Origin of the sequence: Shimia sp. (genome assembly GCF_039969785.1) — a bacterium.
Taxonomy (GTDB): Bacteria; Pseudomonadota; Alphaproteobacteria; order Rhodobacterales; family Rhodobacteraceae; genus Shimia.
In genome coordinates, this window is record NZ_JBDVNC010000014.1 from 51,924 (window position 1) to 76,992 (window position 25,069).

At 54.9% G+C, this 25,069-nt stretch carries 27 protein-coding genes; 13 read left to right on the forward strand and 14 right to left on the reverse strand.

The window, feature by feature from the left end:
- Window positions 1-137: 137 nt before the first annotated feature.
- Window positions 138-1,826, reverse strand: a complete 1,689-nt coding sequence (locus ABJI08_RS06210) for an acyl-CoA dehydrogenase family protein (RefSeq protein ID WP_348400958.1) — start codon at window positions 1,824-1,826, stop codon at window positions 138-140.
- 143 nt (window positions 1,827-1,969) lie between these two features.
- Here ABJI08_RS06210 and ABJI08_RS06215 point away from each other — a divergent pair, with 143 nt between their 5' ends.
- Both ABJI08_RS06215 and ABJI08_RS06220 read left to right on the forward strand, forming a co-directional pair.
- Window positions 1,970-2,737 carry a sulfite exporter TauE/SafE family protein gene (locus tag ABJI08_RS06215; protein WP_348400959.1) on the forward strand — a complete coding sequence of 256 codons (768 nt, stop codon included), beginning with the start codon at window positions 1,970-1,972 and terminating at the stop codon, window positions 2,735-2,737.
- Window positions 2,738-2,802: 65 nt separating this feature from the next.
- Window positions 2,803-3,900, forward strand: coding sequence for an AI-2E family transporter (locus tag ABJI08_RS06220; RefSeq protein ID WP_348400960.1), 1,098 nt, complete (start codon window positions 2,803-2,805; stop codon window positions 3,898-3,900).
- On the opposite strand, the gene ABJI08_RS06225 is transcribed toward ABJI08_RS06220, so the two are convergent.
- From ABJI08_RS06225 to ABJI08_RS06255, 7 genes are all read right to left on the reverse strand, one after another.
- Complete coding sequence (locus ABJI08_RS06225; RefSeq protein ID WP_348400961.1) at window positions 3,897-4,406, reverse strand: DUF2478 domain-containing protein; 510 nt, start codon at window positions 4,404-4,406, stop codon at window positions 3,897-3,899. The two genes, ABJI08_RS06220 and ABJI08_RS06225, sit on opposite strands and share 4 nt — an antisense overlap.
- Window positions 4,407-4,437: 31 nt before the next feature.
- Entirely contained in the window at window positions 4,438-4,884 is a 447-nt protein-coding gene (locus tag ABJI08_RS06230; protein ID WP_348400962.1) for a potassium channel family protein, read from the reverse strand.
- A 185-nt stretch (window positions 4,885-5,069) separates the two neighbouring features.
- Complete coding sequence (locus ABJI08_RS06235; protein ID WP_348400963.1) at window positions 5,070-5,846, reverse strand: HpcH/HpaI aldolase/citrate lyase family protein; 777 nt, start codon at window positions 5,844-5,846, stop codon at window positions 5,070-5,072.
- A 15-nt stretch (window positions 5,847-5,861) separates the two neighbouring features.
- A complete protein-coding gene (hpaH, locus tag ABJI08_RS06240; RefSeq protein WP_348400964.1) occupies window positions 5,862-6,659 on the reverse strand; it encodes a 2-oxo-hept-4-ene-1,7-dioate hydratase in 798 nt (265 codons plus the stop codon).
- Window positions 6,656-7,507, reverse strand: coding sequence for a fumarylacetoacetate hydrolase family protein (locus ABJI08_RS06245; protein ID WP_348400965.1), 852 nt, complete (start codon window positions 7,505-7,507; stop codon window positions 6,656-6,658). Before ABJI08_RS06245 ends, hpaH begins: the two co-directional genes overlap by 4 nt.
- A 45-nt stretch (window positions 7,508-7,552) precedes the next feature.
- Entirely contained in the window at window positions 7,553-8,533 is a 981-nt protein-coding gene (gene hpaD, locus ABJI08_RS06250; protein WP_348400966.1) for a 3,4-dihydroxyphenylacetate 2,3-dioxygenase, read from the reverse strand.
- A gap of 27 nt (window positions 8,534-8,560) precedes the next feature.
- A complete protein-coding gene (locus tag ABJI08_RS06255) occupies window positions 8,561-8,938 on the reverse strand; it encodes a 5-carboxymethyl-2-hydroxymuconate Delta-isomerase (protein ID WP_348400967.1) in 378 nt (125 codons plus the stop codon).
- Between the two features lie 297 nt (window positions 8,939-9,235).
- Here ABJI08_RS06255 and ABJI08_RS06260 point away from each other — a divergent pair, with 297 nt between their 5' ends.
- Window positions 9,236-10,192: a GAF domain-containing protein gene (locus ABJI08_RS06260; RefSeq protein WP_348400968.1), complete on the forward strand. Its 957-nt coding sequence runs from the start codon at window positions 9,236-9,238 to the stop codon at window positions 10,190-10,192.
- A 130-nt stretch (window positions 10,193-10,322) separates the two neighbouring features.
- A complete protein-coding gene (gene adh, locus ABJI08_RS06265) occupies window positions 10,323-11,846 on the forward strand; it encodes an aldehyde dehydrogenase (protein ID WP_348400969.1) in 1,524 nt (507 codons plus the stop codon).
- Between the two features lie 111 nt (window positions 11,847-11,957).
- Here the strand turns inward: adh and ABJI08_RS06270 are convergent, their stop codons facing one another.
- The gene (locus ABJI08_RS06270) at window positions 11,958-12,725 is read right to left on the reverse strand and encodes an ABC transporter permease (protein WP_348400970.1); all 768 of its coding nucleotides are present in this window, start codon (window positions 12,723-12,725) and stop codon (window positions 11,958-11,960) included.
- A gap of 103 nt (window positions 12,726-12,828) precedes the next feature.
- On the opposite strand from ABJI08_RS06270, the gene ABJI08_RS06275 reads away from it, so the two are divergent.
- Entirely contained in the window at window positions 12,829-14,925 is a 2,097-nt protein-coding gene (locus ABJI08_RS06275; RefSeq protein ID WP_348400971.1) for a 4Fe-4S binding protein, read from the forward strand.
- Complete coding sequence (locus tag ABJI08_RS06280) at window positions 14,922-15,800, forward strand: FAD:protein FMN transferase (protein ID WP_348400972.1); 879 nt, start codon at window positions 14,922-14,924, stop codon at window positions 15,798-15,800. The genes ABJI08_RS06275 and ABJI08_RS06280 overlap by 4 nt, the downstream gene beginning before the upstream one ends.
- A 20-nt stretch (window positions 15,801-15,820) precedes the next feature.
- Here ABJI08_RS06280 and ABJI08_RS06285 read toward each other — a convergent pair whose 3' ends face one another.
- Window positions 15,821-16,717 (reverse strand): transporter substrate-binding domain-containing protein, encoded by an 897-nt coding sequence (locus ABJI08_RS06285; protein WP_348400973.1) that lies wholly within the window; start codon window positions 16,715-16,717, stop codon window positions 15,821-15,823.
- A 4-nt stretch (window positions 16,718-16,721) separates the two neighbouring features.
- Window positions 16,722-17,423, reverse strand: a complete 702-nt coding sequence (gene pedF / locus ABJI08_RS06290) for a cytochrome c-550 PedF (RefSeq protein WP_348400974.1) — start codon at window positions 17,421-17,423, stop codon at window positions 16,722-16,724.
- A 154-nt stretch (window positions 17,424-17,577) separates the two neighbouring features.
- Here pedF and ABJI08_RS06295 point away from each other — a divergent pair, with 154 nt between their 5' ends.
- The 6 genes from ABJI08_RS06295 to ABJI08_RS06320 are packed head-to-tail and all read left to right on the forward strand — an operon-like array spanning window position 17,578 to window position 22,242.
- Window positions 17,578-18,744 carry an ABC transporter substrate-binding protein gene (locus tag ABJI08_RS06295; RefSeq protein WP_348400975.1) on the forward strand — a complete coding sequence of 389 codons (1,167 nt, stop codon included), beginning with the start codon at window positions 17,578-17,580 and terminating at the stop codon, window positions 18,742-18,744.
- Window positions 18,741-19,706, forward strand: coding sequence for a YVTN family beta-propeller repeat protein (locus tag ABJI08_RS06300; protein ID WP_348400976.1), 966 nt, complete (start codon window positions 18,741-18,743; stop codon window positions 19,704-19,706). Before ABJI08_RS06295 ends, ABJI08_RS06300 begins: the two co-directional genes overlap by 4 nt.
- Before the next feature lie 42 nt (window positions 19,707-19,748).
- A complete protein-coding gene (locus ABJI08_RS06305) occupies window positions 19,749-20,189 on the forward strand; it encodes a hypothetical protein (protein ID WP_348400977.1) in 441 nt (146 codons plus the stop codon).
- The gene (locus ABJI08_RS06310; RefSeq protein ID WP_348400978.1) at window positions 20,186-20,905 is read left to right on the forward strand and encodes an ABC transporter ATP-binding protein; all 720 of its coding nucleotides are present in this window, start codon (window positions 20,186-20,188) and stop codon (window positions 20,903-20,905) included. Before ABJI08_RS06305 ends, ABJI08_RS06310 begins: the two co-directional genes overlap by 4 nt.
- The gene (locus tag ABJI08_RS06315) at window positions 20,902-21,693 is read left to right on the forward strand and encodes an ABC transporter permease (protein WP_348400979.1); all 792 of its coding nucleotides are present in this window, start codon (window positions 20,902-20,904) and stop codon (window positions 21,691-21,693) included. The genes ABJI08_RS06310 and ABJI08_RS06315 overlap by 4 nt, the downstream gene beginning before the upstream one ends.
- A gap of 12 nt (window positions 21,694-21,705) precedes the next feature.
- A complete protein-coding gene (locus ABJI08_RS06320; RefSeq protein ID WP_348400980.1) occupies window positions 21,706-22,242 on the forward strand; it encodes a sel1 repeat family protein in 537 nt (178 codons plus the stop codon).
- Here ABJI08_RS06320 and ABJI08_RS06325 read toward each other — a convergent pair.
- Window positions 22,182-22,877, reverse strand: coding sequence for an ABC transporter ATP-binding protein (locus tag ABJI08_RS06325; RefSeq protein WP_348400981.1), 696 nt, complete (start codon window positions 22,875-22,877; stop codon window positions 22,182-22,184). The two genes, ABJI08_RS06320 and ABJI08_RS06325, sit on opposite strands and share 61 nt — an antisense overlap.
- A gap of 13 nt (window positions 22,878-22,890) precedes the next feature.
- Complete coding sequence (locus ABJI08_RS06330) at window positions 22,891-23,871, reverse strand: ABC transporter substrate-binding protein (RefSeq protein ID WP_348400982.1); 981 nt, start codon at window positions 23,869-23,871, stop codon at window positions 22,891-22,893.
- A 153-nt stretch (window positions 23,872-24,024) separates the two neighbouring features.
- Between ABJI08_RS06330 and ABJI08_RS06335 the strand changes: the two genes are divergently transcribed.
- Window positions 24,025-24,435, forward strand: a complete 411-nt coding sequence (locus ABJI08_RS06335; RefSeq protein ID WP_348400983.1) for a c-type cytochrome — start codon at window positions 24,025-24,027, stop codon at window positions 24,433-24,435.
- Here ABJI08_RS06335 and ABJI08_RS06340 read toward each other — a convergent pair whose 3' ends face one another.
- Window positions 24,436-24,957 (reverse strand): hypothetical protein, encoded by a 522-nt coding sequence (locus tag ABJI08_RS06340; protein WP_348400984.1) that lies wholly within the window; start codon window positions 24,955-24,957, stop codon window positions 24,436-24,438. It lies immediately after the preceding gene.
- Window positions 24,958-25,069: the final 112 nt, after the last annotated feature.

The window sequence follows — 25,069 nt, forward strand, 5'->3', positions numbered from 1 at the left end:
GATGGAATACCGACGCGGTGCCGACCCGCGATTTCGGCTGTAGATCAACGAGTTAGCTTACGCTTACCTGACAACCAAAAACGCCCCGCACTTGCCATTTGCAATGTGCGGGGCGTTCAAAAGTCTCAGAGAAAGCTTTAGTCCAAAAGGCGTCGGGCGATAACCTGCGCCTGAATTTCGGCAGCACCTTCAAAGATATTCAGAATACGCGCATCACACAGGATACGGCTAACCTGATACTCAAGCGCAAACCCGTTGCCACCATGGATCTGCAAGGCGTTGTCTGCACAGGCCCATGCCACGCGGGCGCCCAGCAGCTTGGCCATACCGGCCTCAAGATCACAACGATGGCCGTTGTCTTTTTCCCAGGCGCTGAAATAGGTCAGCTGCCTGGCGATCATGATCTCAACAGCCATCATCGCCAGTTTGCCTGCCACACGGGGGAAATGTATCAGAGAATTGCCAAACTGCTTGCGATCCTGGGCGTATTGCATGCCCACCTCAAGCGCGTTCTGCGCCACACCAATTGCACGCGCTGCGGTCTGGATACGAGCGGCTTCAAACGTCTTCATCAACTGTTTAAAGCCCTGACCTTCGACACCCCCCAGAAGGTTGTCTTTGTTGACCTTAAAGCCATCAAACGCCAGTTCGTATTCCTTCATGCCACGATAACCCAGAACCTCGATTTCGCCACCAGTCATGCCGTCTGTCGGGAACGGGTTTTCGTCATCGCCGGGGGTTTTTTCTGCCAGGAACATCGACAGGCCACGGTGGTCTGTCGTGTTGGGGTCCGTGCGGGCCAGAAGCGTCATTACATGGGTGCGGGCAGCATGGGTGATCCATGTTTTATTGCCCGTAACATCCCAGTTTCCCTCATCATTCTTGACGGCGCGCGTGCGCAGGCTGCCCAGATCAGAGCCGGTATTTGGTTCGGTAAACACCGCCGTCGGCAGGATTTCGGCCGAGGCCAGTTTGGGCAACCAATGTTCCTTTTGTGCCTCTGTGCCACCGCCTTCGATCAGCTCGGCGGCAATCTCGGACCGTGTGCCCAGCGAACCGACGCCGATATAGCCACGTGACAGTTCTTCGGACACAACCACCATCGATGCTTTGCTCAGCCCAAGCCCGCCATATTCTTCGGGAATGGTCAGGCCAAATACGCCCATCTCGCCCAGTTCCTCGATGATTTCCATCGGGATCAGTTCGTCTTTGAGATGCCAGTCATGCGCATTCGGGATCACGCGTTCGTCGGCATAGCGCCGGAATTGTTCGCGGATCATCTCCAGCTCTTCGTCAAGCCCGCTTGCGCCAAATGTGGCGTGGCCTGCGTTGCCCTGCATCAGCTCTACCAGCCGCATACGAGCTGCCTGCGTATTGCCCTGATCACACAAGGACATCACCTCGGGTACCATCAGGCCGCGCATTTCTTCCTGACCCAAACCCAGATCCTGCAGGCGCACAATCTCGTTCTGGCTCATCGAAATGCCGCCATAGATCTGCCAAAGATATTCGCCAAATGCGATCTGGTGGATCAGTTGTTCCATCTCGCCGAACTTGCCGTCGGCCTTCAGCCGTTCAGCCCAAGCCTGCATTTGGCGCAATGACTGGGCGTATGTGGCCAGCCAGGACAGGCCATGCGCGGCGGTTTGGTTTTCTTCGATCAGCTTTCCGGAAACTTTACCATTGTCTGATACAGTCTCGCGCACCCGCTGTTTTGCGGTGTCCAGAATAGCCTCAACCGGGGCAACCGCCGCACCGGTCAACGCCAGCAAATCGGGAAGAATCACAGAATGTGTCATCGTCAGGTCCTGTCCATCATGTGCCATGAATCATAATCCTCGTTTTTCTGCAGTGTGACATAATTCTTTTGCAGGTGCAGCGCAACATAAATACGAATGCTGCGGATGCTTTGATAGTTTATTGCGCGTCATTACTTTGCCGGGCGGGAAATTTCAGCCTATAGCAAAGTATGGATGCTATTCTGACCAACCTTGGCGCCGAGCTGTTCTTTGTGTCTTTGGCAATTGCGGTTTTTGCCGGGGTGATCAAGGGGATGGTGGGCTTTGGCATGCCGATGGTTCTGGTGTCCGGGCTGAGCACGTTTCTGTCGCCGGAATGGGCACTGGCCGGGCTGATCCTGCCTACGATTGTTTCGAACTGGTTTCAGGCATTGCGACAAGGGCCGCGTGCCGCCATGAATTCAGTTGTGCGGTTTCGCACCTTTTTGATCGTGGGCGCCATAACATTGGTGATCAGCGCCCAGTTTGTGCGTCTTTTACCGCAAAACGCGTTTCTGTTGGTGATCGGTTTGCCGGTGACCATATTTGCCGCGATGCAGCTTTTGGGTGTGAATCTGCGCCTGGCCCGGCCTTCATTTCGCATTGAGGCCGTCATCGGCGCCATTGCTGGCCTGATCGGGGGCGTCTCGGGCGTCTGGGGGCCGCCGACAGTGGCCTACCTGACGGCCCTTGATACCGAAAAAACGGAACAGGTCCGCGTTCAGGGCGTGATTTATGGGCTTGGCGCGGTGCTTTTGTTCTTTGCCCATATCGGCTCAGGTGTATTGCGCGGCGAAACGGCGCTGTTTTCGGCGATGCTGCTGCCACCCGCAATTCTGGGCATGTGGTTTGGTGGCCGCATTCACAATCGCATCGATCAGACGACGTTTCGCAAGGCGACATTGGTCATTCTGACATTGGCCGGATTGAACCTGATCCGCCGTGCGCTATTTGGATAATGGGCATTCGCCGCTTGCCGAGAGGTGGCAAGCAGATAGGATGACCGCGCACCCGCAGGAAAGACATGGCTTTGAACAGATTGGAAACATCGACACGCATTTCAGCCGTCAGTCTTGCGGTGATCGCAACGGTTGCTGTGGGTTGGTTTCTGAAAGTGGCCGAACCGATCCTGATCCCCATTATTCTTGGTGCGCTTTTGGCATTCCTGATGGCGGGCATTTCCCGGGAGCTGGAGCGTATTCCTTTTTATTCGAGGGTCATTCCCGGCTGGCTGCGCATGACAATGACAACCATTGTTTTGTTTGTCGTGCTGATGGTAGGAGTTGGGTTCTTTGCCCGCAATTTGGAACCTGTCGTGCGGGCGGTTCCGCAATATGCCGAGTCTCTGTCCGGCACGTTGGCAAACTTGACAGCGCGGTTTGACTACGAAGTTGAGCTGACATGGCAATCGCTGGATCGGGTGGTTTTTGACAATATCGATTTACAATCGGTGATCCGATATACTCTGAACTCTGTCAGCTATTCAGCGGGTTACATGGCGCTGGTGTTTTTGTACGCTATCTTGTTCCTGATAGAGCGTGAAAGCATTTCGGGGAAAATCGCCGCGATTGTACCGGATCAGGACGCGCGTAAAACCGTTTGGCATACGATTGATCTGATCACGGAACAGATCGGCACCTATTTCACCACCAAGACCTTGATTAATGCCGTGTTAGGCGGGATTTGTTGGGTTATCTTTACAGTGTTTGGCGTGGAATTCGCGGCCTTTTTTGCCGTGTTGACGGCGGTATTCAACTACATTCCCTATGTCGGCAGCTGGATCGCGATGGCCTTGCCGATGTTGTTTGCGATTGGCAAATATGGCCTTGGAATCGAGGCGATGGGATTGTTTGGCGCACTAAGCATTGCACAGTTTGGCATTGGCTATTTTTGGGAACCGCGCCTTATGGGGCGTTCCATGAACCTGAGCCCAGTGATCGTAATGGTGTCGCTGGCGGCGTGGGCTGCGATCTGGGGGCCCATTGGCGCCATTCTGTCGGTGATCCTGACATCCGGGATCATGACAATCATGTCGTTTTTCCGGATCACACGCCCATTGGCGATCATGTTGACCAACAACGGCGAAATCCCAAGTGAGATGGCCGTCCGCAAAGAAGGCTAGGCTGCGTTAATCTGTTCATACCACGCCAGCAGGTCGTCTATGTTGGCAGGAACGCAGGTTGCCTGACCATCGGAAAATTCATCAAAAGCCTGAGCGTTCAGCGGGTTGGTTCCGGCAATCACCGTGGCACCCGCTGCGGCGGCTTCAGCCAGAAGATCGCGGAATCCGCGCCCCTCGGCTTCCTGTTTGCCGAATTTGTTTAACAAGAACACGTCGAAAGGTGTGCTCAGCGAACGTTCCACCGTGGCAACAGCAGTCGCCATTGCGTCGGGATCAAGCCGACAGCCACGCGCCTCTTTTCCTAAGTATTGTGAGATGCGGATCATAGGCCCATCTGGCAACACCTGAACATCCATGTCGCAGCGCTGATCGGTTTCGCAGCCTGTATTCGTCTGAACAATACCGCGTGTCTGAAGCCCACGATCCTGCAATCGCAGCGCCAGCTCAGCCAAAAGCAAGTCCAGTTCGCCGCGCCCATGCGCCATGGTGTAAGCAATCTTTAACATGATGAATACATAGCCTTGCCTGCGGTTTGGTTCAATGATTGCCCGTGCCCATCAGCGATTTTGGCAAGAGCCGCCCAATCAACGAGACGAGGAACGCGGTGCTAATTCCAAAGCACAAAATGCCCGTGACGCCTGCAAACGCGCCAAAAACCCTGTAGTCAATGGTCAGAACAATGTCGCCATATCCAACGGTTGTGTAGGTCACGAGCGCAAAGTAGAGCGCGTTATACCAAAAGTCGAAGGCGCCCATGTAGATCAGAATGCCCGCCCACAGCCAGACCTGAATAGTGTGCGAAAGGACCATGGCGGCAAATGCACCGCTGACAAATGTGGCCACCTGCAAGGACGGTCTGCGCCCGTCTAACGCGTGTCCAAGTGCCTGTATCAGACGGATTCCGACGACCAGCATACCAACGTGAATAAGCGCACAGACCCCGAGTACAACGGATCCCCAGAACAGCTGATCAATTTGCCCCACAAAAGGCTCCTCTTTGTGCGTCTACCCAAGAATAAATGCGGGGGCAGGGCGACTTCAAGCGGGAAGAGTGAACTTCAGCTGCCAACTCGGCCTATATTCCTCTTGCCACCAGGGTCGGATCGGGTTGGAAACGAAATGCAGCTGATCTGTTCAAATTGCCTGACTGGCACGGAACCGATTTGTGTCTATTTGATCAATGCCTTCGCGTGAGCCGACAAGGCGCGCGCTGCGTTTGCCAATACAATCGTATCTATGCCGACCGCTACAAAGGTGACCCCCATATCCACATAAGTTGTCATGTTCGCTGACGTAAGTGTCAGGATGCCGGACGCTTTGTCTGAAGCATTGATTTTGCCAATTGCTGCGGCGATCGCATCTACAACTTCGGGCGCACCTGCGTTGCCGGGAAACCCCATATCAGCGGACAGGTCAGCCGGGCCAATGAACACGCCATCAACCCCTTCTACTGCCAGGATGTCGTCAAGATTGTTCAGCGCCGCGCGGCTTTCCACCTGCACAACCAGACAGATTTCATCATTCGCGGTCTGGACGTAATCCGGTGTCGATCCAAATCCCGTAACGCGCGCGCCAGAGCCGCCCATTCCGCGGATACCTTGCGGAGCATAGCGACACGCACGCAGGGTTTCCCGCGCATGCTCTGCAGTGTCGATCATGGGGACCAAAATGGTCTGTGCCCCGGCATCCAGAGCTTGCTTGATCACCCAGGGCTCACCAACCGGGACACGCACGACAGGGTGGCTGTCCGAACCTGCAATGGCGACCAGTTGATCACGAATGCTGCGAATGTCGTTTGGCCCATGTTCGCCGTCGATCACCAACCAGTCAAACCCGGTGGTCGCCATCAATTCAGCGATGGCTGCTTCTCCGGACGACAGCCAGCACCCGATTAGCTGACGCTTTTCGCCCAGGGCGGCTTTGAACGTGTTCTTTGGGGCAGGCATCGCAGGCTCCTTTATTCAGAATTGGCAGGACACGGCACCAAACGTGCCAAAGTCGGCATGGATACGTGCGCCCGGCGGGCATTCAATGGGGCTGATGAAAGACCCCGACAGGATCACTTGTCCAGCCTCGATTTGCTGTCCGTAGGTGTGCATACGCCGGGCCAGCCAAACGATCCCTTCGACAGGGTCATTTAACACGCCCGCGCCCAACCCGGTTTCTTCCACTTCATCGTCCCGGCTGACGATGGCGCCGACCCATCGCAAATCATGTACGTCCGGCGCATGTCGCGCATCCCCCAACACAATACCGGCGTTTGCCGCGTTGTCTGAAACCGTGTCTGTAATGATGCGCGCTTTACCAGTCTTCGGATCCTGCCTCAGAATACGCGTGTCCAGAATTTCCAGGCTGGGCGCAACATAGTCGGTCGCGTTCAGAACGTCCGTGCGCGTGACCTGACCGCCTCCCAATGGAGCTTTCATCACAAACGCGATTTCGGCCTCAACGCGGGGCTGAATAAAGCGATCTTGCGGAATGTGGGCACCATTTTCAAACACCATATCATCAAACAACACCCCACTATCAGGTATGTCGATGTTCAGCGCGCGTTGCATCGTTTTTGATGTCAGACCGATTTTCCACCCAATCACTCGGCGCCCTTCGGCCAGCTTGGCCGTCATCAAAGCCGATTGTATGGCGTAGGCATCATCCAGCGTCATCTCCGGGTAACACATCGACAAGAGACCTGTTTGTTGCCGGCTTTTCTCGGCCGCGTGCAATTTTGCGGCCGCGTCACGATGTTCCTGTGGCGTCATACTTCGTCCTCAACCCCGTTGCACAAAGTACCGATACCGTTCACTTCAACCTCAACCATATCACCCGGTTTCAGATAAACCGGCGGATCAAATCGCGCGCCGGCGCCGGTGGGGGTGCCGGTCACAATCATATCACCCGGTTTTAGCGTCATAAAGGTCGAGATATAGGCAATCTCTTCCCGGATCGGGAACATCATCCGGTTCAGCGTATCGTCCTGGCGCACTTCACCGTTCACACGTGTCACAATGCGCGCATCATCCAGTTGGGCCGCATCGCGAAATGGCACAAGCCAAGGGCCTATGGCGCCAGATTTGTCCCAGTTTTTGCCTTGCGTTACATTAAACTTGGCATGGCGCACCCAGTCGCGAATGGTTCCCTCGTTGCACAAGGTCAAGGCTGCGATGTGGTCATAAGCGTCATCGGCGTGAATGCGGCGCCCTGCCTTGCCGATGACCACAACCACTTCGCCTTCATAATCCAGCGTGTGGTTTTCCGGCGGCCGGATCAGGTTTTGTCCATGTCCGGTGAACCCGCTGGAGAAACGCGGAAACAATGACATGTGTTTTGGCTGGCTGCTGCCATCTTTGTATTCTGCGTTGCGGTCTGGAAAATTCACACCAACGCATAAAATACGCTCGGCATTGGGCAAAGGAATGTCATAGACAAAATCGCTGTGAGTGGCCGTCCGACCTTGTGCCGCAGCTTCTAATTGGTCCAGCGCATCCGCAATAATCACGTCCTTCAGGCTTGGCCACTCCGGGAAGTCCGGCGACAGGGCGACAAACCCGTCATCCACAACCGCACCATAAAGCTGCTGTCCGCCTGCGGTCACACTTGCAAATTTCATATTGTCCCCCTGCTTCATATTGCCAAAAATACTCAAAAACCTGCCTTACGGCGCAATAATAGGCTGCGCCCTGAGCGCAGGTTCCTCTACAATTGCGCCATCAAAGCCGGACCCGTGTTCAAACCAGGATTTCGGTGCGGCGGCCCCCCAAAGGGTCTGGCGCTGCGGGTCTTTGAGGTCCCACTTGATCGGTTCGAGGTCCGGATCAACGGTTTGATAATCCGAACAATAGATTTCAATCCGATGCCCGTCAGGGTCCAGAACATACAGGAAAAACGCGTTTGAAATCCCGTGTCGTCCCGGGCCGCGTTCGATGTTTTCGACCCAGCCGGTGGTCGCCATCAAATCCAGCAAGTCAATGATTGCCATAGGCGTTGGCACCCAAAACGCTGTGTGATGCAGACGTGGCCCTCGTCCATTGGTGAACGCCACATCATGCACACCACCCTTGCGATGCATCCATGCGGCCCAGACTTTGCCACTGTCCGCGTCTTCGGTGTATTCGGTCGTTCGAAATCCCATCTCGGTATAGAAAGCCACCGACGCGTCGACATTGGCTGAGAACATGTTGAAATGGTCGATGCGCAGCGGACGCACACCGCGATACAGTTTGTAGGCCTGATGGATTGGCTCCAGCCGGTCCATCTTTACATAGAACTCCAGCGGAATGCCCCAAGGGTCGCGGGTGAGCAGGGTGCGCCCCATATGCGGGCGTTCGACCCAGTCAACGGGCAAACCCCGGGCGGAAAACCAATCGGCAGCTTTGTCGAGGTCCGGATCGTCATAGAGCTTAAACCCAAGGACCCCGACATCAGATGTATCCGCCTGTTTCAGGATAATGCAATGGTGCCCTCGTTCTTCGAGTGCACGCAGGTGGATGCTGGTTTCGTCTTCCGCAGTAACCTGCAGTCCAAGTGTATCGACATAAAAGGCGCGTGATTTCGCAAGGTTTTGAACGCGATACTCTACATGCGACAGGCGGACGATATTGAACGGCGGATAAAGGACCGGGGCAGGGATGGGCATGATCTTGTCCTTTCGATTGTCGATCTTTCAAAGGTGGTCGCGAATGGAACCGGCTTTCGGCGACAGGTTTGGATCAATGTCGCGCATTTCCAGCGACAGAGCGATTGGGCGCGTGTCCATGACCGGCTGAACAAAGGCGCGCGCAGCCTTAAAAATCTGTTCGGTGGCGGCCTTCTTGACGTCATCTGGTCGACCGCCTCGCAGACGGATTGAGATGTCGATGAACCCATGTTTCGGGTCGCCATTCGCGATCGCATAATGATCACAGCGAAAGGCACGCACACGAATACCAGGTGTCGGGAACGTGTCTATCCCGGCTGCGCAGGCGCGAATGGTTTCGCAAAGCCCGGACATATCCAGCGCCTTTTCCAGATTGGCAGAGTATTCGACGATGAAATGCGGCATCGGGATCCTTGTTGCATATAATTCACATGTTAAGTAAATTACGTACGATGAGTCAACTAACAATTTATCCCTTCGTATTTGAAATGCCAGCAGTGTTGATGGCCTGAGTCGATGCGTTTCCGCTTCATGCACAGATTTTTCCCGAAATGACGGGGAAGGACGACGAGAGGCAAAATCTACCACTAATGTCTACCACGGATTGCTGGCTGACAGCGTAAATCGGGCGTTTGGCGTTTTGCCATTTAGCGGAAGAACCAATAGAATAAGGGTCGAAATGGATGTTTGGAAATCGTCAAGATGCGCAAAATTTCGCACGCCGAAAAAGTTCTTGAGACGACCCAATCGCATTCTGCCGCCGCCCGGTCGCGGGTCGCAGCCAGCTGGAACAGATCGGCGATCAAACATGGTCTTGATCCGGCCGAAATGCGGGTGCCCGAGCGGATTGACCAATCTGCATTGCACCACCGTCGTGCCGAATTGGAAAAATTCATGACCGTCACCGGACCGCGCATGGATTTGCTTTTCTCTCTCATCGGGCAGTCGGGTTGTGGCGTTTTCCTGACCGATGCCGATGGTGTTATTCTGGATCAACGCCTGAGCGAAGCTGACGCGCCTGTTTTTGGAGAATGGGGTCTGAGCACCGGGGCGGACTGGAGCGAGGAACGCGAAGGGACCAACGGGATTGGCACATGTCTGACCGAACAACGTCAGTTGATAATCCATCAGGACGAACACTTTTTCTCGCGCAATACGGCAATGAGTTGCATTGATTCGCCGATTTATGACAGCGACGGGCATGTTCTGGCCGCGCTGGATGTCTCATCGGCACGGGCCGACCAGACCGAAACTTTCAATCGGCTGATCGCGGCGCAGGTTGCCCAAACAGCCCGCGCCATTGAAGAAGCCAATTTTCGTGCGGCCTTTCCAAAGGCGCGTGTTGTTGTGGTTGAAAGCGAAGATGCCGAAGCGTCGACATTGCTGGCCATAGATGAGTACGATCTTGTCATTGGCGCCACACGAGAGGCGCGCCGGATATTTGGCATGGATGCCGTTGGTACGATTGTGCCGCGCCCCGCCGTTGATGTGCTTGGGCGCGAAGACGGACCAACCGGCTTTGAAAAAGCAGAACGCGCGGCGGTTGTTCGTGCAATTTCACGGGCCGGAGGCAACGTAAGTCAAGCTGCCCGTCAGCTGGGAATCGGGCGCGCGACCCTTTACCGGCGCATGAAACGGCTTGGTTTGGATGAAAGCTAGCAACACCTGTCTCACTGCTGAGACAGTTCCACGTTGGCGTCGTATTCCCCCCAAGTGACATGCCTGACATGCTGCTTCATTCCTCTTTGCAATCCGGACGGAGGAGTTCGGACCTATTGGAGGACTTACAATGAATGACATGACCCATACCGAGGTTGGCACCTACACCTCGCCTTTCAAACTGCGTTACGACAACTTCATCGGTGGGAAATTTGTTCCCCCGGTTAATGGTCAGTATTTTGAAAATGTGACACCGATCACTGGCGCTATGATCAACGAAATCCCACGTTCGGATGGTGCGGATATTGAGCTGGCTCTGGATGCAGCACACGCGGCCAAGGCCGCCTGGGGCAAGACGGCGGCGGCAGAACGCTCAAACATTCTGCTCAAGATTGCCGACCGGATTGACGAAAATCTGGAGCTGATCGCTCAGGCGGAAACTTGGGACAACGGCAAACCAATCCGCGAAACCATGGCGGCTGATATTCCGCTAGCTGCGGACCATTTCCGCTATTTTGCAGGTGTCCTGCGCGGTCAGGAAGGCAATATGTCAGAGATCGACAATGATACGGTTGCCTATCATTTCCATGAACCTCTTGGTGTCGTGGGTCAGATTATCCCCTGGAATTTCTCGATTTTGATGGCGGCCTGGAAACTGGCCCCGGCGCTGGCGGCAGGAAACTGTGTTGTCCTGAAACCTGCCGAACAGACCCCCGCGGCCATTTTGGTGTTCATGGAAGTGATTGCCGATCTGTTGCCCGATGGCGTTTTGAATATCGTGAACGGCTTTGGCGGCGAAGTGGGTGTTGCTTTGGCAACGTCCAAGCGGATTGCCAAGATTGCTTTCACCGGCTCAACCGCAACCGGTAAAAAGATCATGGCGGCGGCTACAGAAAACCTGATCCCGGTCACGTTGGAATTGGGCGGGAAGTCCCCCAACATCTTCTTTTCCGATGTGATGGCCAAGGACGACGCCTTTTTGGATAAGGCTGTCGAGGGCTTTGTCCTTTTTGCCTTTAACCAGGGCGAAGTGTGCACGTGCCCCAGCCGCGCGCTTATTCAGGAAGACATCTATGAAGAGTTCATCAAGCGGGCCATTGCCCGGGTGAAGGCCATCAAACAGGGTGACCCACGTGATCCCGAAACGATGGTTGGCGCACAGGCTTCGGTCGAACAGCAGCAGAAAATTCTGTCTTACCTGACGATTGGTGTCGAGGAAGGTGCAGAGGTTTTGACTGGCGGCGCAGCGGCGCCTATGGGCGGTGAGCTGGAGGGCGGCAATTACGTCCAGCCAACCATCCTGAAGGGTCACAACAAGATGCGCGTGTTCCAGGAAGAAATCTTTGGCCCGGTTGTTTCCGTGACAACGTTCAAGGACGAAGAAGAGGCGCTCGCGATTGCAAATGACACGATGTACGGCCTTGGTGCTGGCGTTTGGTCGCGCGATGCGAATACCTGTTACCGCTTTGGGCGCGCCATCGAGGCTGGTCGCGTGTGGGTCAATAACTATCACGCCTACCCGGCACACGCTGCGTTTGGTGGTTACAAGCAGTCAGGCATTGGACGCGAGAATCACAAGATGATGCTGGACCACTATCAGCAGACGAAGAACATCCTGATGAGCTATAACCCAAACAAACTGGGTTTCTTCTAGAACCTGCGTTTAGATAATCGACTACAAGTTATTTGGCCCCCGCAGAACAAGTTGTGGGGGCCTTTCTATTTGAAGGTCGCACAATGTCAGATGGCGCAGTTTATGTGTTGATCAGGCTGGTTGGCGCCAGCGTGTGGCGCGTGTTTCCAACACGCCTACGATTCCGTATTCGATGAGCAGCATCAATGCGACGAAACTCAGAGAATAGGCCAGCACATATCCAATTTCAAATAACTGGAAATACAGGTGAATTTGAAAGCCAACCCCATTGCTGCGCCCGAGAAACTCGACCACCAAAACAATCTTCCATATGATCGCGAGCCCGTTGCGGGTGCTGGATGCGACATAAGGCCAAAGCTGGGGCAGGATCAGGTGGCGCAGCTTTTTCGCTGGGCCAAAGCGAAACGACCGCGCCATTTCGCTCAGCTTTGGGTCCATTGCATGAACGCCTTCGCGGATCGTGACCGCCACCATCGCCGTTTTGTTCAGAGCAACAGCGGTGATTGCAGCCACTTCGTTCAAACCGATCCACAGATAACACAGGACGATCACCACAAGCGCGGGAACATTCAAAAGCACCACCAGCCACGGGCCCAGCCAACGATTGAGCATCGGCTTTGTTCCCAGCACGATGCCGATCACCAACCCAAATCCCATGGCGAGGAAAAACGCGCACGCGACTCGAAACAGTGTCGCCGTCATGTGACGTGACAACTCGCCTGAGGCCGCTTCTTCTACGATCAGCTGCCAGACTGAAAGCGGCCCGGGAAGCACTGTGGCGTCATTGCCGATCCGCGCGGCGAGCGCCCAAAATGCGACCAGCCCCAGCAGTGATACGGCAACAACAAAGCCATGCGGCGTGGGCGTTGTATCGTTCATGCAGCAAAGCTGCCACGAAAGGCGGGTCTGTCAAATGGCAATCTGGTAGCTTTCGTACCTTAGTCGCATAGGCAGGACGCATCGGTCCGAATAGTTTCGGCTAATGGTTCTGAGGTCTTCCTTTGTTACGGCGGTGCTGGGCGTATTCTGTTGGATTGCGTCTGTGATTAGCGTGTTTGCTGAGCCTTCGCCGCGCGAGACGCTGGCGCCGTTGATCGTACCGCCCATGTCGCTGGGCGAACAGCTGGATGATCTTGGGGTGTATCAGTTGTTAAATTCGGGTGGGGCCGAAGCAGGTTATGTCTTTGAAACCGGGCCGCTTGCACCTTTGCCGGGTTTTTCCGGTGCTCCAATAAATTTGTTGGTTGTGCTTGATCTTGAGGGGCGGTTTCTGGACGTTCAGCTGCTGTCGCACAACGAACCGATCTTTGTCTCCGGTCTTCCTGAAAAGCTGTTCCTTGACTTCTTCAAACAATACCGCGGTCACTCGATTTCAGACAATCTTGTGGTGGGTTCGCCCTATGGGGCTGGGGGTGACGGCTCGGCGCTGGTTTATCTTGATGGGGTAACAAAGGGTACAGCATCCGTGCGGATTGCCCATGAGAGCGTTCTGGCGGCTGCTTTGCAAGTCGCCCGTCAGAAAATGAATGGCATAGCCACAGGTGCGGCCGCGTTTCCAGATACGGATTATGTCGAAAACCTGACCTGGGATGATCTGTTGGCCAAGGGGATCGTGACCCGCCGAACCGTGAGCAACGCAGAAATCGACACCTTTTTTGAAGGCACACTTTGGGAAGACGATGATCCAGAGGCCAAGGAAAATCCTGAGGGAACCTTTGTCGATCTGTGGATAGTCGATCTGGGTCCGCCGTCTATTGCCAGGGCGGTGCTGAGTGATGATGGCTTTGAAGAGCTGCAATCATTCATGGAAATTGCTGACGCGTCGGAACCCGTTCTGGTGATCGAAACCGCGCGGCACGGTCTTGTGACCGATGAATTCGTGCGCAACACCGCGCCTGATCTGATCAGCGCTGAACAAGGTGGGTTTCCTATCGCATTTCGGGACTCCGACATCTTTGTTGAGCTGGACGAAACCGTTCCGGACGCGCTGCATGACGGAGCTGCTTTGATATTGCGGACTGATCGCAGATTGGGGTTTGATCCAACCTCAGAATGGATTTTCAAGCTCAAGGTGCTGCGCAAGCACGGGTCGTTTCAACCTCCAATTGGGTCAATCACCCTTGAAACCACGCATTCCACACCGGAGAGATTTTTCTCTCGCAACGAAGTCGTGAAGCCGGCGCCGCCTTGGGTTGATGCCCTGCGTAACCGACAAGCGGATTTGATTGTCCTTGCCGTTTTCCTGATTGGGTTGCTCGCGTTGCTTGGGCTGGGTTTGAACCGTCTGGCGGGACATCGGTTTTTCACGCCGATCCGATTGGGCATTCTGGCTTTTGTCACGGGCTTTATTGGTTGGTCGGGGCAGGGCCAGTTGTCTATCGCGACACCTTTGGCAATTTTGCGCACAGCGCTTGAGGGCGGCACATATAGCTTTCTGCTGTATGATCCTTTCTCGCTGGCCATTTGGGGCGTTACGATTGTTGGTTTCGTTGGGTGGGGGCGCGGATTGTTTTGTGGCTGGCTGTGCCCATTTGGGGCGTTGCAGGAATTCACGCATCATATTGGCCGCCTGCTGCGGCTTCCCCAGGTCGAACCGTCGGCGATTTGGGATCAGCGGTTGAAGCTGCTGAAATATGTCGTTCTGGCGAGCATGCTGGTTCTGGTCTTTGTCGCCCCGGCCCGGCTCGACAAGGCGATTGAAGTGGAACCATTCAAGACCGCGATCACCACGTTTTTTGTGCGTGAATGGTATTATGTGGCCTATGCGGTTGGTTTGCTGGTGTTGTCGATGGTGCTGTTCAAGGGGTTCTGCCGCTATGTATGCCCGTTGGGCGCGATCATGGCCATTGGCGGTCTAGTGCGTGGCAGGGACTGGATTGAACGGCGCAAGGAATGTGGATCACCGTGTCAGCTTTGTAAGGTCAGGTGTAACTATGGCGCCATCAAACCAACCGGAGAAATCACTTATTCGGAATGTTTCCAGTGTCTTGACTGTGTCACGATACATGACAGCGACACGCTTTGCGTCCCCAAGGTTTTGGCGGCACGTGGGCGCGGATTAAAGGTGGCCGCAGAATGAAACTTTCCCGTCGTCGTTTTCTGTCTGTATGCGCAGCGTTTGCCGTCGCGCCGCAGGGCGCGCGCGCACATTCCTGGCAGGGACGGGCGTTTGGCGCCGATGTCAGCCTGACTATCCATGGCTCACGTGAGCAGGCGGAAACCGCGCTGGCCGCTGCACGCGAGATCATCACTGAGGTCGAGAAACTCTTTAGCCTCTATGATCCTGCTTCGGCTTTGGTGCGGCTGAACCGGACAAAACAATTGCCCCGACCAGACGCGAAGTTTTTGTCATTGATGCACAAGGCTGACCGGGTTCACACGTTGACCCAAGGGCTGTTTGACCCGACTGTTCAGGCGTTATGGCAGGCGCTTTCCCTCGGAAAACACGCCTCGGAAGCTGATCTGTCCCAAGGTTGGGGGCAGGTGCGATTTGGCGAGAATTCTGTCACCCTGCAGCCCAACCAGTCGCTGACGTTTAATGGCATTGCACAGGGCTTTGCCACTGATCTTGTGTCTGATGCACTCGTCGCATTGGGGGTTTCGGAGATGCTGGTCAATATCGGTGAATACCGCGGGGTTGGCGGGCCTTGGCGGCTTGGGCTGAGTGATCCGGACTATGGGCATTTGGGTACCAGAACGATCACCAATGCCGCGATTGCCACGTCCAGCCCTGCCACGACGCAGATTGGACAATCTGGCCACATCCTGCATCGCTCCGAGCAACCTAAATGGTCGACAGTATCTGTTGTGGCGAAAAGGGCAGTCTTTGCCGACGCCTTCTCGACCGCTTTAGCATTGGCGGATCAGGACATGATCGAAACGCTTGTTGGAACAAACGAAATTCACCAGATTACGCTGGTGGATTTCGAAGGGAACGTGACGACGCTTGGCTAAGTTGAAAGAGCAACCGCGCCTTAGCGTTCGGGCGGTTGAAAGGTCAAACCGTAGGAAGCGTAAATCTCCGCGATGCGACCATCCTGAAGCGCAGCGTTGATCGTGTCATCAACGGCATAGGACAAGGGACGATAGCGAAAATTGACAGCGACACCCAAGGTCCACTTGCTGACCGCGAACCCGGCCAGAGGGGGTTGATGGATTTCGATGGTATCGGTCTTGCCATATTCCAGCTGTCCCAATTGACCCATTGCTGCCATGGTTTCCCCAGCGGCCAGCGCCGACATGGCCGCTGCCATTTCACCAAAACGCTGAACTTTGTTACCGACCTGTCCACTCGCGAATGACGACAGGTAGAAATCCGAGATTGAGTCATTCTCGACCCCGACAGTGTCATAGCGAAAATACGCGGGGATGGGTTTGTCGTCTGGATAGCTGGCCTTGTCAAAGGCGATAGCGATGGAGTCGGTTGCGTATTGCCCCGTAAATACAACCTGCTCAATCCGGCATTTAAAGGCGCTGTCATATGGCACGCGCATCATCACGTTTGATACGCGCCCGTTGATCAGGGGCCCTTTCCAGATATTGTTGCGCAGGTCGGCATCCAGATTTTCGCCAGCTGTCACAAAGTTAAAATGTGCCTCAATGCTCAGGTCTTGGGCAATCAGGCGGGCAATATCGATGTCGACGCCGCGAGGGACGCCATTTTCTTCCCAACTGTAGGGCGCATAATCTTCGTACACTGCGAACAGCATATGGCCCTGATCCTGCAGAACATCCAGCTCCTGACCAACCACATCGCGTCCGACATTCTGAGGGCGGTCCTGAGGAACATGGTCAGCACATGGGTCGGCAGCATGGGCCGGCCCGACAACGAGCAGGCCCAGGACAATTGAAAGGTTTTTTATGGCGCGCATCAGCCTAGTGTGTAGCTGGAAGACCGATAGTCAAGGTCTCCGCCGCTGCCCTGTACGCTTCTGGAGTTCCGTCGATCAAATTGGCAGCACGGAAAGCGACGGAATCTGCGACCGGAGCCCCTGACAGCGTTTCGATGCTCTCGGAAATTACGGTCAGGCGGGCTTTCAGAGCGTCGGCATCTGCACCGGTGGCATTTTCCGCATATCCCGCGATCAGGTCACGAAGTTCCTTCAGTTCGTCAACCACTGCTTCCATGGCGTCGCTGTCAGGTCTGGTTTCGATGTAAGTTCGGATCGCCCAGGCAGCGTCTTGTCCCAGCAACTCTCCGAAGGCGGGCATCTTGGTGGTGCCGTTCTGGGTGTACCCGTCACGAAACCGTTCAACATACCATTCGTCACCATATTCTTCGGCTTCAAGAAAGCGCAGATCCGGTGCAAGGCCGCCGGACACAACTTCTAAGCCGTGGCACCGCGCGCAATTCTGGTTGTAGCCAGAAGCGCCGATTTCAACGGCTTTCAACCAGACGTCTTGCCCAACGGCTTCTGTACGGTACGGGTTTTCTGTCAGCCATTCCTCACCATTCTCGGGAAGTCCGGCAGTGTCCACGGCTTGTGGCTTCACATCGCCATGGGCTCCGACAAAAGTGGTTGACGCAATGGTCATTCCGGTCGCCAAAAGCAGACCATTCAAGACTGATGATTTCATAACACCTCCTCCGAACGCGGCCCTCTCCCGAGCCAGGTACGTTTTGTTTCAGGTCTCTCTATAAACCGACGCAGCATGACGTCGGTATTGGACTTTGGTTGTGTTCGGACCAAAGTCGTATTGTGGCTGGTGGGGGTGGGGTTAGAGTTTCCAGATGTTTGGACGTGTGGTTGCGATTTTTCTGAGCCTGCCCATCTTTGCCGCCGTTGCGCTTGCAGAGACACAGGTGACGATTGGCTATCTAAAGGTGGAAACACCCGCGCCCAAGACATTATCGAACCTGGATGCGATCCCCGATGACCTGGGCGTCGCAGGTGCCAGAACGGGTTTGGATGACAATCAGACGACCGGCAAGTTTCTTGGGCAAAGCTATAATTTCACGGAACAATTTGTGGCGCTGGGCGAGGACCCGATTGCAGCGGCGCGCGCATTACTGTCCGAAACGCCTTATTTAGTGCTATCAGCACCATCAGAGGTGCAGCTGGCCATCGCGGATCTACCAGAGGCGCAGGCGGCGATGTTGTTCAATACGTCCAGTGGAGACCTCAGCCTCCGGGACGCAAACTGTCGGGCGAACTTGCTGCATACCCTTCCATCTGATGCCATGCGCACGGATGCTTTGGCTCAGGTATTTGTGAAAAAGCGTTGGACAGATTTGGTCATGATCACAGGACCTAATGCAGAAGACGCCGCCTATGCCGAGGCAATGCGACGGTCTTTGACGAAGTTCGGATTGAAGCTTTCCTCTGAAAAGAACTGGAATTTTGACGCGGACATGCGGCGCACGGCGTCTCAGGAGATACCGCTGTTTACACAAGAGTTTGGCGATTACGATGCCTTGATCCTTGCTGATGAGCTTCATGATTTCGGGCGTTATGTCCTGTATAACACCTGGGCGGCACGGCCTGTTGTCGGGTCCGAAGGGCTGACGGCTGTCACATGGGCACAAGTGATTGAACAATGGGGCGCGGCTCAGCTGCAGTCGAGGTTCAAAGAGGCGCATGGCCGGGCGATGGCACCTCAGGACTATGCGGCTTGGGCGGCGATGCGCACGGTTGGTGAAGCCGTCACCAGGACCAGCAGCGCTGACTATTACGACGTACGCGACTTTGTCTTTTCAGACGACTTTGAGCTGGCTGGTTTCAAGGGTCGCCCGTTGACCTACCGGGACTGGAACGGCCAACTGCGCCAGCCAATTGCCATCGTGCATCCGCGTGCGCTTGTGGCTTCTGCGCCGCTTGATGGGTTTCTTCATCACGTCAACGAATTGGATTCTCTGGGACTCGACCGCCCTGAAAGCAAATGTAAGGCCTTTGAATGATACGCGCGACTTTAGCTCTCTTGCTGATGACCACACCGCTTTCGGCTGGTGAAATCTGGGTCACCAATGAAAAGGACGACACGGTTTCAGTGATCTCAACCGACACGCTGGAGGTGATCCAAACCTACGACACCGGCGAACGGCCGCGCGGGATCACCTTTTCAAAGGATTTCAGCCGGGTTTATATCTGTGCATCTGACAGCGATTCTGTTCAGGTCATGGACCCTGACACCGGCAAAATTCTGCATGACTTGCCATCCGGAGAGGATCCGGAACAGTTTGTTCTGCATCCAAATGATCGCCATCTTTATATTGCAAACGAAGATGACGCGATCACCACGGTTGTAGATACACAAAGCCGCAAGGTGATCGCGCAGATCGACGTAGGCGTAGAACCTGAGGGCATGGCTGTCTCGCCAGACGGGAAAATTGCCATTACAACTTCTGAAACAACAAATATGGCGCATTGGATCGATACAGAGACACAAGAATTGTTTGCCAATACGCTTGTCGATAGCCGCCCACGCCATGCTGAATTTGCAAAGGATGGGGCCGAGATGTGGGTCAGTTCCGAAATCGGCGGGACGCTGACGGTATTTGACAGCGACAGCCAAAGCGAAATCGCCAAGATTGAATTTGAAGTGCAGGGCGTGCACCCGGATCGTGTGCAGCCCGTTGGGTTCAAATTCACAGAAAATGACAGCCATGCATTTGTGGCGCTGGGCCCATCCAACCACGTCGCCGTGGTGAATTCCGAGACTTATGAGGTCGAAGACTACATTCTTGTGGGACGGCGTGTCTGGCACATGGCGTTTAACGAGGATCAAACCCAATTGTTCACAACCAACGGCGTCTCGGGCGATGTTACGGTGATTGATGTTGACGCACGCAAGGCGATCAAATCGATCAAAGTGGGCCGGTTCCCATGGGGCGCGGCCTATCGCCCGGCATCACATGACTAGAAATCTGACGAGCTTTTAACGACACCTAGACTGGAGAGTCTCATGTTACGATCTGCCCTTCTTGTGCTGACAATTGCCGCAACACCCGGTTTTGCCGGCGATGATGACGGCCCATCCTTTGGCGCAGCCGGGTTGCTGTCTGGAAAAAACAAAGAGGATTTGCCACCCGTCATCCTGTCTGCAGGCGAGCCGATTTCATCCGCGCCATGGACGTTGACCTCGGGACGGTATTACGAGTTTGAAATCCAGGGTGACGGGTCACAGGAACTGGCTTTGGTTGGTCCGGAGTTCTTTCGGGCAATCTGGATCGACGAGATTGTGGTTGAAGGGCTGGAAATCCGCCCGCTGGGGTTGGACAGCGTCGAATTTGACGAAGCCGGCGAAATGGAAATAGGCTTTGTCGCGATCAAACCCGGACAGTATTATCTGAAAATTCCGGGCACAACCGGGGAGACACAGCGGTTGGACATCACCATCAAATGAGCGGGCTCGAGGTTTCACACCTCAGCTATCGATATGGCGCCAAAATGGCGCTGGACGATGTCGGCTTTGCCGTCGAGCCGGGCGCGTTTTGTGCGCTGCTTGGCCCGAACGGCGCCGGTAAATCCACGCTTTTCGGCCTGCTCACACGTTTGCTGGTCGCACCTGAAGGGGGCATATCCGTTGCAGGTCACGACCTGGGAAACACGCCGCGTGCGGCCTTGGCCCAACTGGGTGTGGTGTTTCAGCAAACCACGCTGGATCTGGACCTGACGGTGCGGCAAAACCTAAAATATTTCGCGGCTCTGCATGGATTGTCCGGATCCGTCGCCAGCTCGCGCATCGACGCCGCGCTTGACCGGCTGGGGATGCGTGAACGCGCCAGGGAAAAGGTGCGTACGTTAAACGGCGGTCACAAACGGCGCACAGAGATTGCCCGCGCTTTGATCCATCGCCCGTCCGTCCTGTTGCTGGATGAACCTACGGTCGGGCTGGACGCTGCGGCGCGTCAGGCGATCACCGGCCATGTGCATGCTATGTCAGACGACGGGACAACGGTTCTGTGGGCGACGCATCTGACAGACGAGGTCGCGCCCGATGATCGGCTGATCATCCTGCATCAGGCGCGCGTTCTGGCCGACGGTATTGCGTCAGACATATGTCAGGACACGCCATTGCAGGCGCATTTCCTCAACCTGACAGGCGCCGAGGTTTCATGACGATCTATCTGACATCTCTTCGGGCCATCGTTGCCCGCGAAGCGTTGCGGTTTGTCCATCAAAGAGAACGCTTTATCGCGGCTCTGGTGCGCCCCTTGGTCTGGTTATTGGTGTTTGCAGCCGGGTTCCGCGCTGCGCTGGGGCTGAGCATTATCCCGCCCTATCAGACGTACATTACCTACGAGACCTATATCGTGCCCGGGCTGTGTGGCATGATCCTGTTGTTCAACGGAATGCAGTCCTCTTTGTCGTTGGTTTACGACCGGGAAATGGGCTCGATGAAGCTTTTGCTGACCAGCCCATTGCCGCGCTGGTGGTTGTTGTTCTGCAAGTTGGTCGGATCAACGATGATCTCGGTGTTGCAGGTTTATGCCTTTTTGGCCGTGGCGGCGATGTTTGGGATTACAATGTCGCCTGTGGGTTATGTCACTGTTTTGCCTGCGTTGGTGGTGTCGGGGCTGATGTTGGGGGCGCTGGGGCTGTTCCTTTCGAGCTTTATCAAACAGCTTGAAAACTTTGCCGGCGTGATGAACTTTGTAATTTTCCCAATGTTTTTCATGTCATCTGCCCTTTATCCCCTATGGAAAATGGCGGAATCATCTGAGCTTTTGCACGACATCTGCGCGCTCAACCCCTTTACCCACGCGGTCGAGCTGATCCGGTTTGCCTTATATGCAAGCTTCAATGGTCAGGCACTGCTTTGGACCGTCTTGGTTACACTTATTTTTACCGCTGCTGCGCTTTGGGGTTATAATCCTGCGCGTACCGGGTTGTCTCGAAAGCTATGAAAGGTAACGTTCATGAAAAAGATTATTCCAATTCTAATGATTATCGCTTCTCAGGCCAGTTCTGAAGAGGCAGCTGACCTTGGCACATTGAACCCGGACGAGATGACCTGGCAGTCGTTCCGTCAAAAGGCCGAAGAGGGCGAGACCGGAATGGTTCTGTGCTCGATGGGGTATGCGATCACCAAATCCGGCGACCATGACACCGCGCGCCTGCTGTTTAAGAATTGCGCTGGCGCTGGCTATACCGGTGCGATGACGTGGATGAGCCAGATGGAAAACAACGGGCTGGGGGGCGATTACAACCCGGATGCCTCTGCGGCATGGGACAAGAAAGCCGCAGATCTGGGTGATCCTGTTGGAAAGTTTAATTATGGTATCGGTCTGTTGCGCGGACATGGCGTGGCCAAGAACGAAACGCTGGGGCGCCAATACGTCGAAGAGGCCGCGCAGGACGGGTTAGAGATCGCCCGGAGATTACAATCCGCGGATTATGATTTGGACGAGGTCACGCCAGACGCTGACAACTGGAAATACGCACCGGTATTCTGAATATCACCGATTATTCGCGCGGGGCTGCCATCAAGCGACACAATGCGACTGGCCAGCTTTTCAGCTTCCTGGCGCACATGGGTGACAAGAATTGTCGTCACCTGATGTGCTGCGCGAAGTTTGGCAAACAGGGCCATCATGTCCTCGACCAGTTCCGGGTCGAGCGACACAAACGGTTCATCCATCAGCAAAAGGTCTGGTCTGACAGCAAAGGCGCGTGCCAGTGACAACCGCCGTTGTTGTCCCAGAGATAGCTGCGCGGGAAAGTCATCACTCCGATCCGCAAGGCCAACGTCGTCGAGTGCCGCCAATGCCATCTCCGGGCTGACATCTGCCGCGATAACGATGTTGTCCAGTGCTGAGCGCCAGGGCAGCAAAGTTGGTTCCTGAAAAACCATCGCGACGGTCCCGGAAATATTGCACGTGCCGCGATGACGCCGTTCCAACCCGGCAATGATCCGCAATATCGACGTCTTTCCGATACCAGACGGACCAACAAGAGCGACAGTTTCACTTTGCCGGATGTTGAGATCAATGGCCCCGAGAACAGGCGCGCCGGCAAAGACCAGAGACTGGACCTCAAGCGACAAAATCTCTGGTCGCTGTGCGAGGTTGTTGTTTACTGTTCCGGTCAATTCCTATGGACCTTTAGCTGCCGTTTTGCAGGAATGTACCCTCGGGCAAAGACGTGGCTGTTCCCAAAAGCTTTTCACCGCCAAGTTCAACCATGAGTTCCAGCATACGATCGGCAGCGTTTTCATCAACTGGGCCGGGGGCGGGGATGCCCGCGCGGAAACCGGCCTTTAGCGCCGTAAACTGGGCATCTGATTTGGCATTCATCTTTGGGCGCAATCTGTCCCATTCGGCGTCGTCGCTTGCCAGCATATCTTTTGCCATACGAGAGGCCGTCGCCAAACCATTGACCAGATCAGGGTTGTCTTTGAGCATCTCACCCTTGACGACATACCCCAGCAACGGTGTTTCCGGATCAAGGCCCAGATCACGCGCCGCATCTGCGATATCGATCAGTTTGCGCATGCCCGAGGCATCCATTTTCGCCATAAAATGCCAGAAATTAATGGCCGCAGAAACGTCGCCAGACAGCGCTGATTTAAAGATCAGCGGCGGCGCACCAAAGACCTGCTCAGTCTCGGAGGCCAGATCCATGCCATGGTTCTTCGCGGCATAGGCCTGAAGTATCAGCCAGCTTTTGTCCAACGGGCCGCCTGCGATGCCTATCTTGGCGCCTTTGAGGTCCGTAAGAGATTGGGCATCGCTGTCTGCGGCGACCATCACACCGCCGACCGCCTTGGAATAAGGAATAAACACATAGTCATGACCCGCCGCGCGTTGGCGCGCCACCCAAAGCCAGTCGGAGACAATGACATCCGCTTCGCCACCCTGAAACGCGACCTTGGCAGCAGAACCTCCTGCCATGCCCTGAACGTCCAGTTCAAATCCGTTTTGGTCGTCCAGCCCGTGGTGCTGAATCGTGTTCAGCTCCCAGTTGACGGTACCGAATTTTAGCACGGCAGCACGCAGTACGGTTGTTTCTGCAATGGCAGACGTCGAAAGCACGGCTGACACGACAGCAGTGGCAAGTGTTGTGACTATTTTCTGGGTAAGCATGTTCATCTCCCGGTGTTGAGAAATCATACCATTCCGCCCCGCCTTAGAAATACGACCAAAGGACAACGCGATATCCAGCGTTGTTTTGGTACAAGAGCGCGAGACCAAAAACCGCGAACACGTATCAGAACTCAAACCACACGGAGACCCATTATGGGACGTAAATTTATTCTCGCTGGCACGCTACTCGCTGTTTCCTGGTCAATGTCTCCGGCATTTGCCGAGTCCAAAGTCGCAAACCGCGCCTTTCAGGAAATCAAAGTCGAAGCCGGACAAACGCTTTTTGATATTCAGTGTCGCCGCTGTCATTCGGATGACAAGTCGGATCCTTCATATGGTCCGGAGCTGATCGGAATCATCGGACGCCCCGCCGGGGACGAGGAAGGTTACGAGTATTCAGATGCTTTGCAAAACTCTGGGATTGTCTGGACAAAAGCCGCCTTGCGGGCGTGGATGGAAGACAATGATGGGTTTATGCCGGGTACCAAGATGCGCCATGTCGGCATTGAAGACATGACAGTTCAGGATTTCATTTTGGCTTACCTGGAAACTCTGACCGAGTGATCAGTCGATGATCAACCTGGGCAGCCAATGGCTGTCCGGGTCGCTTTCGTGAAGGTGTTTTGCAGCGATTGGGCGCAAATCACCGGGATCAGGGGGCGCAGATAATGTGTTCATGTCCATCTCGTGCAAAATGCCGGTCAACCCGTTTCCGTCCTGTGACAACTTGTAATAGACACCGTTCCACATATCGATTCCGTACTCTGTGCTGTCCTTCCAGAGGAACAGAAAATCGTATTCCAGATCGGTTAGGTCTGCCGAGATATTGCGCCTGTTTTCATAAGGGTAAGGCACATGGCACCAATGCTTGTCTGGGCCTTCGATGCATTTGAACGGGCGCATTGATAGAAAGTGATCGGTGAACGAAGCGTCGTTCATTTCGACAGCGAACTGGCCGTTCTCTGTAACAGTGACCTGCGCCACATCGATGCGGGTGCCATCATCTGTTTCAAGGTATACGCGCCGCTCCTCAGCCGCGACAGGCTGTGCGAAAGCGATGGCAAACAAAACCACACGATAGTTCATAATCCTCTCCCTTTGGGGTTTTCAATTTGGGCGCTCAGACCTGTCACCACCCCTGATTTCACAATGAATGGATACGAGACCAAATGTCATACGACCAATGTTCAATACCCAT

Excerpts from the sequence above, each read along its gene's own strand:
- ABJI08_RS06270 (WP_348400970.1), bottom strand. The coding sequence starts at position 12,725 with ATGAACGATACAACGCCCACGCCGCATGGCTTTGTTGTTGCCGTATCA.
- ABJI08_RS06330 (WP_348400982.1), bottom strand. The coding sequence starts at position 23,871 with ATGCTTACCCAGAAAATAGTCACAACACTTGCCACTGCTGTCGTGTCA.
- ABJI08_RS06260 (WP_348400968.1), top strand. The coding sequence starts at position 9,236 with ATGCGCAAAATTTCGCACGCCGAAAAAGTTCTTGAGACGACCCAATCG.
- ABJI08_RS06335 (WP_348400983.1), top strand. The coding sequence starts at position 24,025 with ATGGGACGTAAATTTATTCTCGCTGGCACGCTACTCGCTGTTTCCTGG.
- ABJI08_RS06255 (WP_348400967.1), bottom strand. The coding sequence starts at position 8,938 with ATGCCGCATTTCATCGTCGAATACTCTGCCAATCTGGAAAAGGCGCTG.
- ABJI08_RS06295 (WP_348400975.1), top strand. The coding sequence starts at position 17,578 with ATGTTTGGACGTGTGGTTGCGATTTTTCTGAGCCTGCCCATCTTTGCC.
- pedF (WP_348400974.1), bottom strand. The coding sequence starts at position 17,423 with ATGAAATCATCAGTCTTGAATGGTCTGCTTTTGGCGACCGGAATGACC.
- ABJI08_RS06275 (WP_348400971.1), top strand. The coding sequence starts at position 12,829 with ATGGTTCTGAGGTCTTCCTTTGTTACGGCGGTGCTGGGCGTATTCTGT.
- ABJI08_RS06310 (WP_348400978.1), top strand. The coding sequence starts at position 20,186 with ATGAGCGGGCTCGAGGTTTCACACCTCAGCTATCGATATGGCGCCAAA.
- ABJI08_RS06210 (WP_348400958.1), bottom strand. The coding sequence starts at position 1,826 with ATGGCACATGATGGACAGGACCTGACGATGACACATTCTGTGATTCTT.
- hpaH (WP_348400964.1), bottom strand. The coding sequence starts at position 6,659 with ATGACGCCACAGGAACATCGTGACGCGGCCGCAAAATTGCACGCGGCC.
- ABJI08_RS06300 (WP_348400976.1), top strand. The coding sequence starts at position 18,741 with ATGATACGCGCGACTTTAGCTCTCTTGCTGATGACCACACCGCTTTCG.
- ABJI08_RS06220 (WP_348400960.1), top strand. The coding sequence starts at position 2,803 with ATGGCTTTGAACAGATTGGAAACATCGACACGCATTTCAGCCGTCAGT.
- ABJI08_RS06235 (WP_348400963.1), bottom strand. The coding sequence starts at position 5,846 with ATGCCTGCCCCAAAGAACACGTTCAAAGCCGCCCTGGGCGAAAAGCGT.
- ABJI08_RS06340 (WP_348400984.1), bottom strand. The coding sequence starts at position 24,957 with ATGAACTATCGTGTGGTTTTGTTTGCCATCGCTTTCGCACAGCCTGTC.
- ABJI08_RS06215 (WP_348400959.1), top strand. The coding sequence starts at position 1,970 with ATGGATGCTATTCTGACCAACCTTGGCGCCGAGCTGTTCTTTGTGTCT.
- ABJI08_RS06285 (WP_348400973.1), bottom strand. The coding sequence starts at position 16,717 with ATGCGCGCCATAAAAAACCTTTCAATTGTCCTGGGCCTGCTCGTTGTC.
- ABJI08_RS06305 (WP_348400977.1), top strand. The coding sequence starts at position 19,749 with ATGTTACGATCTGCCCTTCTTGTGCTGACAATTGCCGCAACACCCGGT.
- ABJI08_RS06245 (WP_348400965.1), bottom strand. The coding sequence starts at position 7,507 with ATGAAATTTGCAAGTGTGACCGCAGGCGGACAGCAGCTTTATGGTGCG.
- ABJI08_RS06320 (WP_348400980.1), top strand. The coding sequence starts at position 21,706 with ATGAAAAAGATTATTCCAATTCTAATGATTATCGCTTCTCAGGCCAGT.
- adh (WP_348400969.1), top strand. The coding sequence starts at position 10,323 with ATGAATGACATGACCCATACCGAGGTTGGCACCTACACCTCGCCTTTC.
- ABJI08_RS06225 (WP_348400961.1), bottom strand. The coding sequence starts at position 4,406 with ATGTTAAAGATTGCTTACACCATGGCGCATGGGCGCGGCGAACTGGAC.
- hpaD (WP_348400966.1), bottom strand. The coding sequence starts at position 8,533 with ATGCCCATCCCTGCCCCGGTCCTTTATCCGCCGTTCAATATCGTCCGC.
- ABJI08_RS06315 (WP_348400979.1), top strand. The coding sequence starts at position 20,902 with ATGACGATCTATCTGACATCTCTTCGGGCCATCGTTGCCCGCGAAGCG.
- ABJI08_RS06280 (WP_348400972.1), top strand. The coding sequence starts at position 14,922 with ATGAAACTTTCCCGTCGTCGTTTTCTGTCTGTATGCGCAGCGTTTGCC.